General features: G+C 68.5%; 11 protein-coding genes. 2 read left to right on the top strand and 9 right to left on the bottom strand.

Annotated features, from left to right (window positions below; translation table 11 throughout):
* Nucleotides 1–2 precede the first annotated feature (2 nt).
* The gene (locus tag ENSA7_RS40220; protein WP_106094745.1) at nt 3–692 is read right to left on the bottom strand and encodes an NUDIX hydrolase; all 690 of its coding nucleotides are present in this window, start codon (nt 690–692) and stop codon (nt 3–5) included.
* Between the two features lie 21 nt (nt 693–713).
* Nucleotides 714–2,207 carry a nicotinate phosphoribosyltransferase gene (locus tag ENSA7_RS40215; RefSeq protein WP_106094892.1) on the bottom strand — a complete coding sequence of 498 codons (1,494 nt, stop codon included), beginning with the start codon at nt 2,205–2,207 and terminating at the stop codon, nt 714–716.
* 153 nt (nt 2,208–2,360) lie between these two features.
* Here ENSA7_RS40215 and ENSA7_RS40210 point away from each other — a divergent pair, with 153 nt between their 5' ends.
* Nucleotides 2,361–5,429 (top strand): spermine/spermidine synthase domain-containing protein, encoded by a 3,069-nt coding sequence (locus tag ENSA7_RS40210; RefSeq protein ID WP_106094744.1) that lies wholly within the window; start codon nt 2,361–2,363, stop codon nt 5,427–5,429.
* A gap of 33 nt (nt 5,430–5,462) precedes the next feature.
* On the opposite strand, the gene ENSA7_RS40205 is transcribed toward ENSA7_RS40210, so the two are convergent.
* The gene (locus tag ENSA7_RS40205) at nt 5,463–7,826 is read right to left on the bottom strand and encodes an FG-GAP-like repeat-containing protein (RefSeq protein ID WP_181234598.1); all 2,364 of its coding nucleotides are present in this window, start codon (nt 7,824–7,826) and stop codon (nt 5,463–5,465) included.
* 137 nt (nt 7,827–7,963) lie between these two features.
* Here ENSA7_RS40205 and ENSA7_RS40200 point away from each other — a divergent pair, with 137 nt between their 5' ends.
* Nucleotides 7,964–8,233, top strand: coding sequence for a hypothetical protein (locus ENSA7_RS40200; protein ID WP_146158704.1), 270 nt, complete (start codon nt 7,964–7,966; stop codon nt 8,231–8,233).
* A gap of 65 nt (nt 8,234–8,298) precedes the next feature.
* Here the strand turns inward: ENSA7_RS40200 and ENSA7_RS40195 are convergent, their stop codons facing one another.
* The 6 genes from ENSA7_RS40195 to ENSA7_RS40170 are packed head-to-tail and all read right to left on the bottom strand — an operon-like array spanning nt 8,299 to nt 15,225.
* Nucleotides 8,299–8,931 (bottom strand): LDL receptor domain-containing protein, encoded by a 633-nt coding sequence (locus tag ENSA7_RS40195; RefSeq protein ID WP_106094742.1) that lies wholly within the window; start codon nt 8,929–8,931, stop codon nt 8,299–8,301.
* Nucleotides 8,928–10,394 (bottom strand): serine/threonine protein kinase, encoded by a 1,467-nt coding sequence (locus ENSA7_RS40190; RefSeq protein ID WP_106094741.1) that lies wholly within the window; start codon nt 10,392–10,394, stop codon nt 8,928–8,930. The genes ENSA7_RS40195 and ENSA7_RS40190 overlap by 4 nt, the downstream gene beginning before the upstream one ends.
* Before the next feature lie 33 nt (nt 10,395–10,427).
* A complete protein-coding gene (gpmI, locus tag ENSA7_RS40185) occupies nt 10,428–12,065 on the bottom strand; it encodes a 2,3-bisphosphoglycerate-independent phosphoglycerate mutase (RefSeq protein WP_244924067.1) in 1,638 nt (545 codons plus the stop codon).
* A gap of 21 nt (nt 12,066–12,086) precedes the next feature.
* Entirely contained in the window at nt 12,087–13,256 is a 1,170-nt protein-coding gene (locus ENSA7_RS40180) for a ferritin-like domain-containing protein (RefSeq protein ID WP_106094740.1), read from the bottom strand.
* Complete coding sequence (locus ENSA7_RS40175; RefSeq protein WP_106094739.1) at nt 13,253–14,104, bottom strand: phosphate/phosphite/phosphonate ABC transporter substrate-binding protein; 852 nt, start codon at nt 14,102–14,104, stop codon at nt 13,253–13,255. The genes ENSA7_RS40180 and ENSA7_RS40175 overlap by 4 nt, the downstream gene beginning before the upstream one ends.
* Nucleotides 14,101–15,225 carry an acyl-CoA dehydrogenase family protein gene (locus tag ENSA7_RS40170; protein WP_106094738.1) on the bottom strand — a complete coding sequence of 375 codons (1,125 nt, stop codon included), beginning with the start codon at nt 15,223–15,225 and terminating at the stop codon, nt 14,101–14,103. Before ENSA7_RS40170 ends, ENSA7_RS40175 begins: the two co-directional genes overlap by 4 nt.
* Nucleotides 15,226–15,230 lie beyond the last annotated feature (5 nt).

The raw sequence follows: 15,230 nt of genomic DNA, 5'->3' as shown, positions 1-15,230 counted from the left end.
GCTCAGATCTCGAAGGAGAAGCCCTGCTTGACCAGCTTGCGATAGCGCCGGTCGTCGAATTTGTAGAGCCGCGCCGCCCGGTGAGCGACGTCTTTTTGGACCTCGTCGAGCTCGACGAGCAGCTCCATGCCCAGGATCTTCTTGCGAAAATTACGCTTGTCCAGCGGGCGATCGAGGATCACCTCGTACATCCGCTGAAGCTGCGTGAGCGTGAACTTGCGCGGCAGCAGCTCGAACCCCAGCGGCTGGTAGCGGACCTTGCCGCGCAGGCGCTCGAGCGCGACGTCGAAGATCTGCGCGTGGTCGAACGCGAGCTCGGGCAGATCACTGATCGCAAACCATGCCGCGTCGGCGGCGTCGGTGGCCGCGCGGACCTTGTGATCGGACAGCTTGACCAGCGCGTAGTGGGCGACGGTGATCACGCGCTCGCGCGGGTCACGATCGATCGCGTCAAACGTGAACAGCTGCTCGAGGAACACCTTGCTCAGCCCGGTCTCTTCTTCGAGCTCGCGGCGGGCGGCGGCCTCGAGGGTCTCGTCGAGGCGCACGAACCCGCCCGGCAGCGCCCAGCGGTTGGCGAAGGGCTCGATCCCGCGGCGGATCAGCAAGACCTCGAGCTCGCCCTCGTCGAGGCCAAAGACCACGCAGTCGACGGTCAGCGCGGGGCGGGGGTACTCGTAGGCGTAGGCCACGGTCAGCTTCTATCAGGTCTGTCAGGTCGGGCCAGGGGCCTGGCCGGCGGCGGGTTTGTCTGCCTGGGCGATCAGCTCGCGCTTGAGCGCGGCGACCTGAGGCTCGAGGGCGACGGGGTAGCTGGTGTGACCCTCGAGCAGGCGCAGGCTGGGCGGCAAGCGTTCGAGCTGCGCCTGCGCGTAGGCGCGGATCTGCGTGGCGCTGGGTAGCTCGGTCACGCGCTTGCCCGCGCGCAGCACCGGGACCAGCAGATCTTCGGCGGTGATGTCGTCGCCCGCGGGCAGGTTCAGCGGCGTGTCGCTGCGCGGATCGATGTCGCTGGCCGGGGCGCCCGCGGCGGGTGGCCCGAACTCCTCGTCGTAGACCACGTCGACCAGCGCGACCCCACCGCGGCTGAGCCTGCGGACCTGCAAGATGCCGGGGATCGAGGTCTTGATCGGCGTGTCCGACAGCTTGACCATGCGCCGCCACGGTTGCTCCGCGCGCGCGCGCAGGGCCGAGAGCTTGTACACGCCGCCGAGCGCCGGTTGATCGTAGGCGGTCGCCAGGCGGGTGCCGACGCCCCACACGTCGATCCGGGCGCCGGCCTGCTGCAGCGCGGTGATCCGGTATTCGTCGAGGTCGCTGCTCGCGACCACCGAGGCGTCGGGAAACCCGGCGGCGTCGAGCTTCTCGGGGGCGGCCTTGCTGAGCGCGGCCAGGTCGCCCGAGTCGAGCCGGATCCCGACCATCTCGAAGCCCCGGTCGCGCAGCTTCACGGCCTCGGCGATCGCCCGATCGACCCCGCGCAGGGTGTCGTAGGTGTCGACCAGGAACACGCAGTTGTTGGGCATGACCTTGGCGTAGCCAGCGAAGGCCTCGGTCTCTTCGGCGAAGGACATGACCCACGAGTGCGCGTGGGTGCCCTTGATCGGGATCTCGTAGCGCATCCCGGCGGCGACGTTGGAGGTCGCGGCGCAGCCACCGATGTACGCGGCGCGGCTGGCCGAGAGCCCGCCGTCGAGCCCCTGGGCCCGGCGCAGGCCGAACTCGAGCACCGTGCCCCCGCGCGCGGCGGTGACGATCCGCGCGGCCTTGGTCGCGATCAGCGTCTGGAAATTCACGATCGTCAGCAGCGCGGTCTCGAGCAGCTGGGCCTGGCCAAGTGGACCGCGCACGCGCAGCAGGGGCTCGTGAGCGAAGCAGGCGGTGCCCTCGGGCATCGCGTCGAGATCCACGCTGGGCCGCAGCAGCCCGAGCCACTCCAAGAAGCCCGGATCGAACAGCCGCTTGCCGTCGTTGCCGGTCAAGCGCGAGAGGTAGGTCAGCTGCGGCTCCGAGTAGCCAAAGTCCTCGATCAGCTCGACGGCCTGCTGCAGCCCACACGCGAGCGAGAACCCGGCCTTGAACGGGTGCTTGCGAAACCCGAGGTGAAAGACCGACTCCTCTTCGGTGCGCCCGAGCGCCCAGTGACCCTGGGCCATCGTCAACTGGTAGAGGTCGGTCTGGAGGCCGGTCGGGCTGAGGCTGGTCATGTCGTCAATCACGCAAGCGAGCGGTCACCGCCATCGTGGCCGGGCTGGCAGAAAACGGCAAGCGCGGGCGCCTGCGCGCGTGGATCGGGGAAATACTGGACACCGGGCCAGGCCAGGCGTGCTGCCCTGCGAAAAACCTTATCCTCCCGCGCCATGGGCCGCTCGCGGCATCTCTTCCTCCTGTTCTTCCTCTCCGGCATCAGCGGCCTCGTCTACGAGTCGCTGTGGTCGCGCTATCTCAAGCTGTTCGTCGGCAGCGCGGCGACGGCCCAGGTGTTGGTGCTCGCGCTGTTCATGGGCGGCATGTCGCTCGGCTCGCTGCTGGCCGGGCGCTACAGCGCGCGCATCGACAAGCCCGTGCTCGCCTACGGTCTGATCGAGGGACTGATCGGTCTCTACGCGCTGGCGTTCCCCTACCTCTACGACGGGGTCACGCGGTTTTGCTACGACGTCGTGTTTCCGGCGGTCGGCGGCGGCGGGGTCTCGGTCGCCAAGTGGAGCGCGGCGGCGATGTTGATCGCGCCCTCGTGTGTGCTGCTGGGCATGACCTTCCCGCTGATGAGCGTGGGGATCCTGCGACGTGATCGCGCGCGCTCGGGCGAGATCCTCAGCTTCCTGTACTTCTCGAACAGCTTCGGCGCCTCGCTGGGGGCGCTGCTCTCGGGCTTCTTGCTGGTGCCGATGCTGGGGTTACCGGGCACGCTGGCGGCCGCGGCGGGGCTCAACCTGGTGATCGGGGCGATCTGTCTGCGCGAGCGGGGCCGCGACGCCGATCCGCCGCTCGCCGCTGGTGCTGGTGACGGCGACCACGACCATGAGCCCGCAGCCACGTCCAAGCCTGCGCCCGCCAGCGCGGGGCGGGGGCCGTCGCTGCTCACCTTGATGCTGCTGATCGCCCTGGGCACCGGGCTGAGCTCGTTCATGTACGAGATCGCCTGGATCCGGATGCTCTCGATGGTGCTCGGCTCGGCCTCGCACTCGTTCGAGGTCATGCTGTCGGTATTCGTGCTCGGGCTCGCGCTGGGTGGCCTGTGGGTCCGCAAGCGCATGGACAAGTTCAAGCGGCCCGAGCTCACGCTGGGGCTCGTGCAGCTGATCATGGGCGCGGCCGCGGTCGCGACGATCCCGCTGTACCGCCTGGGCGTGCTCGCGATCGGCGGGGTCTACTGGGTCAGCGTCAACTACCTCGACGGCGAGCGCACGATCGAGCTGTGGTACCTGTTCAACGCGGTCCGCTACCTGGTGTGCCTGGTGATCATGCTGCCCGCGACCTTCTGCGCGGGCATGACCTTGCCGCTGGTCACCCATGTGCTGCTGCGCCGCGGTCGGCCCGAGTCTGCGGTCGGCAAGGTCTACGGCGTCAACACGCTCGGGGCGATCATCGGGGCGACCAGCGCGGGGATCCTGCTGCTGCCGCTGGTCGGCATCAAGGCGGTGATCGTGATGGGCGCGCTGATCGACATGTGCCTGGGGGTGTGGCTGGTCGTGCGCGAGCAGTCGCTGCGTCCGAGCCCCACGGTCCGCAAGCTGGTGACCTCCACGACCCTGGCGACCGTCGCCGTCGCCGTGATCGGGTTTGGCGTGCTCGACATCGATCCGCGCACGCTCGCGTCGGGGGTGTTTCGGCGCGGGACGGTCAAGATGCACGACGACTACATCGTCGCGCTGCACGAGGACGGCCGCACGGCCACGGTCACCGTCACCGAAGACAGCGCGCGCGAGGGCTACCACACGCTGTTCACCAATGGGAAGCCGGACGCGTCGATCTACACGGTCCGCTGGCCCGAGGGCCGCGATCCCAGTGAAGGCCCGATGCTGGCCGGCGATGAGCCCACGCAGCTGTTGTTGGCGATCATCCCGCTGCTGAGCAAGCCCGACGCGCGGCTGGCCGCGACGATCGGCATGGGCTCGGGGGTCACCTCGCACACGCTGCTGGCCTCGCCCACGCTCGAGCGGCTCGACACCGTCGAGATCGAGCCGTTCATGGCCGAGGGCGCCAAGCTGTTTCACCCGGTCAACCGCCGGACCTTCGAAGATCCGCGCAGCAACATCATCTTCGACGACGCCAAGGCCTACTTCGCGGCCGCCGAGGCCGAGTACGATCTCGTGGTCTCGGAGCCCTCGAACCCGTGGGTCGCCGGGGTCTCGAGCTTGTTCACGATCGAATTCTACGCCGAGATCAAGCGCTACCTGGCCGACGACGGGCTGTTCGGTCAGTGGGTGCACGGGTACGAGCTCTCGGACCCGCTGATGCTCTCGGTGCTCGCCGCCGTGGACCAGAGCTTCGCGGACTATCGGGTGTATCGGGTCGGCGGGCGCGACTGGTTGATCCTGGCTTCCCAGCAGCCGGACGGGGTCGGCGAGCTCGACCCCGACGCGCTCGCGTGGCCGGATCTGCGTGACGACGCCGCGCTGCTCGGGATCCAGGCGCTCAGCCAGATCCAGTCGCTGCAGGTCGCCAACGCGGCGCTGCTGCGCCCATACTTGCGGGGGCTGCAGCCCAACACCGACGCGCGACCGCTGCTCGACAACGGCGCGGAGCAAGCTCGGTTCTTCAAGCGATCGGCCGAGGCGCTGCTCGAGCTGCGCGCCTACCCGCTGCCGCTGCTCGAGGTGCTTGGTGGGGTCGATCGGCCGCCGTACCTGGCCCGGATCCCGGATCGTCGCGTCGACGAGCACGTGCTCCACGAGTCCGAGCGCGCGCTGTTCCTGATGCGGCTGTGGGAGCTCGACAACCGCGAGCCCTACCCGGGGACCAGCACGCTGCACAGCTACTACACCCAGCGCGACAACCTGGCGGCCAAGCCCGGAGATCCGGCTCACGCCAAGGCCTGGTTCGAGGGGGTCTACGGGGTGTTTCATGCGACCGCGCCCTGGATCGCGCTGGATGACACGGGGTTTTGGGCCGAGGTGCTCGAGACGGCGCGGTCCGAGGCGGTCACGCCCGAAGTTCGGCGTGGGGTCGAGATCTTGGATCTGGTCGAGCGGCGCGATGGGGCCAGGCTGTGGGCGGCCGTCGAGGCTGAGCTCGCCCACGGCGACAGCGTGCTGCATCCGCGGATCCTGGCGATGGCCGGGGCCCTGGGCTTGGTGCTGGAGAACGCGTCCGGCGAGCGGCGGCGGGCGTTCGCCGACACGTATATGCGCCCGCACCTGGTCGAGCCGGCGGCGGTCAGCGAGGACACGGCCTACGCGATGGTCGTGGCGTGGATGAGTCAGTGAGGCTCAGGTAGTGGCCCGAGCGGCCCAGCAGCCTCACCCGATCGAAACACAAAACTCTACGGGCCCGGCGTCATTGTTGTCCTCGATGCATTCATTGAGCGCGCCGACGCCCATGCCGTTGTCATCGACGCTCGCGTTGATGAAGTAGGGCGCGCTGTCATTCGGCGTGGGCACGGTGAGCTGAACGGTCTGACATGCCCCGGCCACGATCGCGGCGGCGGTCGAGACTGTCCCTAGCACGCCGGCGTCTTGCTCGGAGAAGGTCACCTTCACGCCCGGTCCGACGCCGAGGCAGCCCTGGTTACACACGCGCACGCGCATGGTCATCATGTCGTTCACGCACGCGCCGACCTGGACGAGATCCTCGAGCACGAGGTCGGGCGCGCAGTTCTCGACGGCACCCTGCGCGTTGCGACGGTAGGAATTCTCGGGTTTCTCGACCGGGACCTGCCAGTTGTTCTCTTCGACGATCGGGATGCCGCCCTTCGCGTCGACGTTGGTCACGTGATAGGTGTGCTGGTTCCAGATCGGGGAGGTCCCGACCCAGTTGTCGAGCCGATCCTCGAACACCTCGACGCCGGCGTCACCGATCGCGCCTTGGTTCGACTCGTTGTTGGTCGTGACGATGATCTCGGCCTTGAAGTCGCCGTCGACGTCGGCGATGACCGGGTACTCGGCCCGAGTCCGCGACGAGTTGATGTCGATGAACAGGATCTCGGCGTCGGTCATGTCGCCGTCGCAGTTGGGGCCGGGGATCATCAGGTCGCAGTCGGGCTCCGTGCCTGGGTAGATCCGCAAGTACCACTCGTCGCCGTACACGACCTCGGAGCGGCCGTCCCCGTCGAAGTCGAACACCGACGAGCCGGTCCGCTGGGACGAGCCGTCCTTGGTGTCGGCCTGCCACAGCTGCGTGAGCTGGTCGACGCCGTCGAACTGCACGACGACGTAGTTGTTGCCGCCCGCCGTACCGATGTCGGGGAACCCGTCGCCGTCGAAGTCGGCGATGTTCGGTGGACCGCCGGCGCCGCCGCCCGCGATCGGGATCGAGGCCAACAACGTGCCGCTTGGTCCGTCGAGCACGTCGATGGTGGCGGTGCGCACGACCACGACCTCGGGCACCCCGTCGAGCTGGAAATCCGCGATGCCGCAGTACCCGTCTGCGCCGTTCTTCCACAGGACCGAGCCGTCGAAGTCGACACCGACGGTGCCCGTGAATGTGTACGCCGTCCCGCCCGCGACGACCTCGGGTCGGAGATCCCCGTCGACGTCGGCGACGCAGCTCAGCTTGCCGACGCTGCCGCTGTTGCCGTTGTGGTCGCTGCCCTCCCACAGCAGCGCGCCGTTCGAGTCGAACACCGCGCGGCCGTAGACGATCTCGGCGTGACCTTGCAGGTCCATGTTGGCCAGCGAAGGCGAGCCCGACTTGCCCGAGCCGCTGTAGCTGTCGGACTTCCACAGCAAGTTGCCTTGCGCGTCGAGGGCGTAGAGCCAGGCCCCCTCGCCGGGGTTGATGATCTCAGGCGAGCCGTCGCCGTCGAGATCGCCGATCGCCGGGGTCGCGCCCGAGTCCGACTCGTGGTCGGGGTCGGAGAAGGTCCACAGCTTCTCGCCGGTGTCGCCGTGGATCGCACGCAGCACCCCGTTCGCGGTGTAGCTGCTGTTCTGGTAGGTGTTGAACACGATCTCGGGGATGCAGTCGCCATCGAGATCGCCGACCGCCGGGGTTGAGACCGCCTGGTAGAAGGTTGGTAGATCGTCCTGTGCAGGGGCGATGTGTGGCCAGGTCACCGCGCACGAGCCGTTGTCGCAGATCTCTTCTTTTTGGCAGTCGGCGTCGACATCACACATGCGAGCCTGCCGGCTGCCCCAGGTGAAGCGCGGGATTGGATCAAACACGCCGGGTTCCGGCTGATACGTGCAGCCGTTGTCGGCGAGATTGGGGACGCACAGGCCGAGGTCGGGATCACAGATTTCGGTTGGACCGCAGCCGGTGTCCGTGTCCGTCGCGCACACGCCGACCTGGCAGGGATCGCCGGGCACGATGCAGCCGCCGCCGTAGCACAGCTGCCCCTCCTCACAGCACATCGCTGGATCGCCACCACAGGGCTCGTCGTCGCCGCAGTCGAGCTTGCACGTGCCGCTGTTCAGGTCGCAGGACTCCTGCTCCCCGCAGCACTCGTCACCACATGGATCCGCGCAGTCGCCATCACCGTCGCCGGGGTCGCCGTCGCCGTCGCCGTCGCCGTGGTCGCCGTCACCACTGTCGGCGGTCTCGGCCGTATCGCTGGTCGAGATTCCCTGTTCCGAGGCCTCGTCGGTCGCGCGGGTATCATCACCACACGCGAGCGGGAGTCCTGTGACGAGGCAGATCGAGAGGTACCGAGCGGGCGAAGCCATTGGGGTGATGGTAGTCGATCTTGCCCGGCCGCGGGATCCAGCCTCCGCCAACCAATTCAGCGGTGGGCCTCGGACCACCAGACGATCTCGACGGTGCTAGCCTGGCGCTCATGTACTGTCCGGTATGCCAGTGCGCCATGTCGCGAGGACGGCTCGAGCAGCGAACGCGGGCCGCGGTCCGTGTGTTGACCGGCGACCATGGTCTCGGCGCTCAGGTCTACTTTGTGGACGGGCAGACCGGCGAGGCCACGCCCGCGCTGCTCGGGCGCGTCGTCCATCGCTGTGGATCTTGCGAGACCGTGCTCGTGCGGGGTGAACGGGGCGAGGACGCCATGGACTGCTTCGAATGTGGGACCAGGATCGGCGCCGACGTGGACGCTTGCCCAAGCTGCGGCTGGACTTGGTGACCGCCTGCATGGATCCGGTCTCGCCGGGCGTCTGAGCCATCCACAGGCGATTTCCTGCTGACGGGTCACGGCGGGCAAGTCAGCTGCACGCAGCCGAGCTCACTGGCCTCGTCCGACCCGTCTTCGCAGTCTTCGCTGAAGTTGCACACAAAGCTGGCTGGGATTCGCTCACCGTTGGCGCAGGTGAAGGTCGTGGTCGTGGGGCAGTCGGTCTCGTCCGAGCCGTCATCGCAGTCGAGCTCTTGATTGCACCGATACGCAGGCGGCAGCGACTCGCCGTCGTCGCAGACGAAGGCGGGCGGGCAGTCGGCCTCATCAGAGCCGTCCATGCAGTCGTTGTAGCCGTCGCACACATACTTGGGCGGGAACAGCTGGCCGCCGCACGCGTGGCCCTGCGGCTGCAAGCACTGCATGTAACAAGCGTCGACCAGGCCCTGGCCGCCGCCACACACCAGGCGCGCGAGCGCCTCGCAGTCGCTAGCTGCGACGCACTGCGCGGCGCAGGTCTCGTAGGGGTCTCGTGGGGTCCCCAATCCGCCGAGCTGCCCCTCGGTGATCAGCTCGCAGGCGAACAGGGCTTCGGTCACCGTGAGCGCGTCGGGCTCACTATTGGGAGCGCACGAGGCCACGGACAGCAGGGTGATCTGGCTCAGGATCAGCGCGATCCTCAACGGCCACGGGGTGCGGGCAGCGGTCATGATCGGGGCTCTCGGGGCTCTCGGGGCTCTCGGGGCTCTCGGGGCCCTCGGGAGCGTGGGGGCCGGTGAGGCCTAGCCACGATACCACGCAGGTCTGCACGGGCGAGCAACCCAGCAGCTCCAGCCGTGTAAGCTCGGTTGCGTTCGATCCGCCCGAGCAGGCGCGAGACCACGCGGCCGGTTGCCCAACACAGCGAGAGCATCAGCCACATGAAGCTGCTTGCGATACACGCGTAGTGGATCGATGGGAGGAGATCGCTGCCGCTCAGCTGCATCGCGGTCGTCGCCACGCTGCACGCGATGCAGAGCCCGCCCACGATCAACCACAGTCGCAGCGCGGTGCCACCACCCTGGCTCGGCGGACGGCGGTGAGCCCAGCACGCGCGCACGAAGATCACCGCCGAGCCGAGCACGGGCAGCAGCGTGAGCTCGAGCGTGACGAGTGACTCGATGTCGCGCCATTGCAGCCGCGTTCCCGCTTCTTCGAGCAAGCGCACGTCGATCGTCGCGAGCGCGAGCGGAATCCCCACGAAGATCACCGCCGCCGCGGGGAACAGCAGCAGCGCGACGAGGCTTTGCACGATCAAGGTCGCGGTCGTCTGACTAAACCGCTGGACCAGGTCGGCGGCGTCTTCCACGATCTCCTTTGCCTCGTCCACCTGAGCCCGAAACGGACCCTTGCGTGGGCTGTGGACGATCTGCGCGGTGTTGAGCGCGGGGTCGACGGGGGGCGGTTTTGGCTGCGTGCTCACGCGTGGCGGCGGGGCGCTCACGGGCGTGGCGGACCTGGGATCGACGAAGGCCTGCAGCGAGGCGATGATCTCGATCGCGCTCGACGGCCGCGCGCGCCGGTCCTTCTCGAGCATCCGGTAGATCAGCTGCTCGAGCACCGGGGGCAGCCCCTCGCGGGCGTGGTCCGGCAACGTCGGCGTCGCGTGGTTGCACAGCTTGTCGAACAGCAGCCGCGGCGACGAGGCGGCGAACGGGGGCCGGCCGGCGAGCATCTCCCACATGATCAGCCCGAGCGCGAACAGATCCGCGCGAGCGTCGATGTGCTCGGCGTCGATCTGCTCGGGGCTCATGTACTGCATCGTCCCGACTGGTTGGGTCGTGGAGCCGGCCAGGGTCTGGATGACCTTTGCGATCCCGAAGTCCATGACCTTCACCCGCCCGTCGGCGAGGCACATGATGTTCTCGGGCTTGAGATCGCGGTGGATGACCGGGGGATGGTGCGAGTGCGCTGCGCTCAACGCCCTGGCGATCTGCTGGGCGTAGCCAACGGCCTCGCGCCATGGTATCGCGACGCGGTTGTCGAGCATCTGGCGGAGGGTCCAGCCCTCGAGCTGCTCGAGGACCATGACTGGCTGCTCTTCGATCTCGGTGCAGAGCGGTGCCCCTGCCCGAAGGTCCTGTACATGCTTGTTTGTGCAGGTGAGCGTCAGCTCACCTGCACAAACAAGCATGTACAGGACCTTCGGGCAGGGGCACCTTTTTGGCTAGCTGATTAGGCTGGGATCGTACTGCTGTGGGGGTGTAAACCCCAAGATCGCCAGCGACGTCGCCGCCAGATTCGACAGCCCCGGCCGCTCGGGCAGCGTCAACACCGGCCCCCCGTCAGCCTCGCGCGGATCAAAGATCACCAGCGGCACCGGATTCAGACTGTGGCTGGTCCGCACCTGTCGGGCCTGCCCCGCGCCGTCAAACATCTGATCCGCGTTCCCATGGTCCGCGGTCACGATCAGCACCCCCCCCAGCACCTTGGTCGCACGCACCAGCCGCGCCAGGCACAGATCCACAGCCTCGACCGCGAGCATGGTCGCGCGCAGATCCCCCGTATGCCCAACCATGTCTCCATTCGCATAGTTCAGCCGAGCAAGGTCAAACTTCGGCCCCGGCGCGCGCAGCTGCTCGAGCAGCGCATCGGTGACCTCGGCCGCCTTCATCCACGGCCGCTCCGCGAGCGGGTCGATGTCCGATCGCACCTCCACATAGCGCTCGAGCGCCGGGTCGAACGGCTCGCTCCGGTTGCCGTTCCAAAAGTACGTGACGTGCCCAAACTTGTGAGTCTCGGCGATCGCCAGCTGCCGCTTCCCGGCCCGGGCGAGCAGCTCGCCCATGGTGTTGTCGATCTCCGGCGGCGCGACGAGAAACCGGCTTGGCAAGCCAAGATCGCCGTCATACTGCATCATCCCCGCATACCGAACCTCCGGCCGAGGGCTGCGATCAAACGGCTCGAATTCCTCTTGCTCGAACGCCCGGGTGATCTCGAGCGCCCGGTCACCGCGGAAGTTCGTAAACACCACCGAGGCCCCGTCGCGGATCGGACCCAGCGGCTCGCCTGCGCCCTGCTGATCCGCGATCACAAAGCTCGGCAATGACTGGTCATCGAGCTCGGGGTGCTCTTCATAAAGCGTCTTCACAGCCTCGCTGGCGCTGGCGAACTTCCGGCCGCGCCCCCGCACGTGCACGTTCCAGCCGCGCTCGACCATGGCCCAGTCGGACTCGTAGCGATCCATGGTCAAATACATGCGCCCGCCGCCGCTGGCGATCGCATAGTCGAACCCCTGCGTGCGGAGCTGGCCAAGCACCGCCTCGAGCCGCTCGATAAACCCCAACGCCGAGCGCCCGGGCACGTCGCGACCATCAGTCAAGACATGCACACGCGCCTTCGCGACCCCGTCTCGGGCCGCGCGCCGCAGCATCGCCAACAGGTGATCAATGTGCGAGTGCACATTACCGTCGCTGAGCAAACCGATGAAGTGCAGCGGCTCGCCCGAAGCCCGCACGCCCTCGATCAGCCACCGCCACACCTCGCCCTCGAACAGCGCGCCCGAGCCGATCGACTGCTCGACCAGCGCGGCCCCCTGCTCGAACACCCGCCCGGCCCCGATCGCGTTGTGGCCGACCTCGCTGTTGCCCATGTCGCCGTCGCTGGGCATCCCGACCGCGGTGCCGTGAGCGGCGAGCGACGTCGACGAGGGCAAGCTGCGAAGCCAGTCGAGCGTGGGCGTGTAGGCTTGCGCGACGGCGTCACCTTCGTCGCCGCGACCGATGCCGACGCCGTCCATGACCACGAAGATCAGCGGGCCGTCCGGGGCGACGCGGTGCGGATGGGGGCGCAGTGTGAGGCTCACTCCCGCATGCTAGCAGCCCGCCTACATGAAGTTGCGCGTGTGCAGGCTGCTGAGCCGCTCGGCCTCTTCGGCGTCAAACCCGAGTCGGGCCAGCCGCGTCCGGCGTCCGCGATCCATGTCTTGACGCAGCGCGACCACGGCGTCGAAGCCCCGGGCGATCGCTCCCGGCTCCCAGCTGCCCGCGGCCAGCAAAACCAGCGCGTCGAACACCTCCTCGTTCAGCCCCGCGGTGTGCTGCAGCGCGGCAAACCGCTGCTCGACGGCGTTGGCCATCCGCGCGCGCAGCCCTGGCTCGCGCTCGGCGTGGTGCTGCAGATGCGACAGCCCAAAGGCGACGTGCCGGGCCTCGTCTTGCGCGGCCAAGGTGGTGATCTGCCGGGTGATCGGATCGGGGCCATGCTCGGCCAGAAACCACAGCAGGCTCAGGAAGCTGCCCTCGCCCAGCACGCTGAGCAAGAACGACGCGAGCGCAAAGTCGGGCTCTTCGAGCAAGGTCCGCAGCGAGGTCTGGCCGCCCACCGTCGACAGCCCGGGCGCCGGCCGCTTGAGCAGCGCGCGGCGAGTGAACACCTCGATGTGGCGGGCCTCGTCTGCGGCCTGGACCGCGAGGATCTGCAGGATCTCGCGGAAGTGGGGGTGGATCCGGGCCAAGAACCGAGCGGGGACGATCAGCGCGGCCACCTCGTTCTCGATCAGGTAGGTCATCACCTGAACCACGGCGGTCTCCACGGCGTCGGGCAGCTCGAACGGAGCCCCCCAGTCGATCGCGGTCTCGGGATCCCACTGGGCGGCGGCGGCCCGGGCGTAGAGCCGGGCCGCGTCGTCGGTCCAGATCTGGTCGCGGGTGGCGAGCGGAAACTCGAGCGGAGCGAGCCCCGCCTCGACCCGAGCGCCGCGGGCGGCCAACCCCCAGCTCGCCGACGCGCGCTCACTCGGCCGCGCGGCGTCGCCAGCCGCCACCGCGCCCGACCAGCGCTGATCCTCGAGGCTGGTGCGAATTACGATCGGGGGCGGCCCAGGCTCGAAGCCGTGCCCGCGACCTCGCGCCCACGCGCGCAGGTGGACGCCGAGCGCCGGATCGGCGCCCTCAACCTGCACGCGCCCGCCAACATCGACCTCGGCCAGAGCCCGGCGCACCAACAGGTGCCCCCCGCGATCGAGGCCGAGCCCGCCGAGGTCGAGCGTCTTCAAGGGCGCCGACTCACCGTGTCGAGCCAGCTGTCGATCGTGCCGAACCGGGTGATCGCGTCGTCGAGCAGCGCGTAGCCGCTGGTCCGGCCGGGCAGCCACCGCTTGAGCCCCTCGAGCTCGAGCAAGGGGCGGACCCGTGGATCCTCGAACGACTGACCCAGCAGCAGGCTGACGAAGCGCTCGAGCAGCGCGGCGTCGATCCCATCGAGCACGGTGAAGTTGCAGTGATCGTAGGTCGGGGTCTGGCCGACGATCACCGTGCTCCCCGCTGGCAGGGTTCCGTCGGCGCTGAACGCCAGGTGGTTGGCGTCGATCATCGCGGCCGCGTCGACCCGAGCTTCGATCAAGTCACGCGCCGCGTGTCGCTCACCGCCGACGTGATCGCCGTGCATGCCGACCGCGATCTCGTGCTTCACGACCTCGAAGTCCCGGCCGGGCTCGAGGCCGTGGCTGGCCAGCCACCCAAGCGGGATCAGCGTGGCCTGGGGCGAGTCCGACGCCCCAACCGCGATCGTCTTGCCGCGCAGATCCTCGAGCTTGGCGATCCCGGCCCCGGCCCGCGCGACCACGACCGAGGTCAGATCGCAGTCGCTGTCACGCATCACAACCGCGCGAGCTCGACGACCCAGGCGCGCCCCGAGCCGCTCCGCCTCGAGCCACGCGAGCGGGCTGTTCCACGCCACATTGCAGACCCCGTCAAAGTGGGCCTGAACCTGGCGCTCGTAGTTGGAGAACAGCACATAGTCGAAGTCCAGGCCCTGGTCCGCGAACCACGCCTTGAACCCCTCCCAGATCGTCACGACTTTGGGGTCGTAGGCGACCGCGCCCAGCACGATTTGAGTTGTCATGAGAACAGCTCCTGTCCGCAGATCGCCTTGCCAATGAAGTCGTAGAGCACGTCGGTGGTGGGCGCCATCACCGAGGCCGCCTGCGCGTCGCGGAACCGCCGCTCGACGCCCACTTCCTTGCGGTAGGCCGCGCCACCACACACGCGCATGCCGAGCGCGGCCACGCTCATGGCGGCCTCGGCTGCGGCGGCCTTGACCTCCAAGACCCGGAGCATCGTGTCTTCGCGGCCGCCCTCGATCGCGGCGATCGTGTCCTCCCACAGGGTGCGGGTCTTGTCGGTCTCGATCCGCATGCGGGCCAGATAGGCGCGGATCGTGGGCAGATCCGCGAGCGCGCTGTCGAGGTGTTCGAACCGGTTGCCAGCGCAGTGGGCGATCGCGGCGGCGGTGATCGCCTCCATCAGGCCCAGCGAGCCCGCTGCGTTGCACAGCTGGAAGATCGGCAGCACGGTGCCCATCATCACGTCGAAACCCTGTCCGTCGTCACCCAGGCGAGCCGAGGCCGGGACCCGGACACCGCTCGCCCGAACCGGCGCGCTGTCGTTGCCGCGCAGCCCGAGCCCCTCGAACGGACCCTTGATCGCGAGGCCCGTGACGTCGCGGGGCACCAGCCAGAGCGTGATGGTGCCGTCGGCAGCGACGCTCTGGCTCGACCACACATAGGCCGTGGCGTGGCTGGCCGAGGTGATCCAGCTCTTGTTGGCGTCGAGCACGACGTCGTCGCCGTCGGCCGTGGCGGTCGAGAGCGGCGCCCAAAAGTGGCTGCGAGAGCCCGCTTCGGAGAACGCCAGCGTCGACAGGTGCTCGCCAGCGGCGACCGCTCGGCGCGTGTCCATGTCGCCAAACCGCTCGATCACCGCGGCGCCGCAGTAGTGCATGCACACGACCATGGCCGAGCTGCCACACGAGCGGGCGAGGCGTTCGACCACCCGGGCCGCGTCGCCCCAGGTGTGGCCCATGCCGCCCACTTCGGTGGCGCTGATCAGGCCGAGCAGCCCCTGCTGGCGGAGCGCGTCGATCGTGGCAGTAGGGAAAGCGGCGGTCGCATCGACGACCGAAGCCTGGGGACCGATCACTTCGGTGATCGCGTGGTCGAGGGTCTCGAGTAGTTTGTCTGGCATGGAGT

Origin of the sequence: Enhygromyxa salina, assembly GCF_002994635.1 — a bacterium.
GTDB classification, from domain to species: Bacteria; Myxococcota_A; Polyangia; order Nannocystales; family Nannocystaceae; genus Plesiocystis; species Plesiocystis salina_B.
The sequence above is the reverse complement of the archived record's forward strand: the minus strand, read 5'-3'. Positions and strand labels throughout refer to the sequence as shown.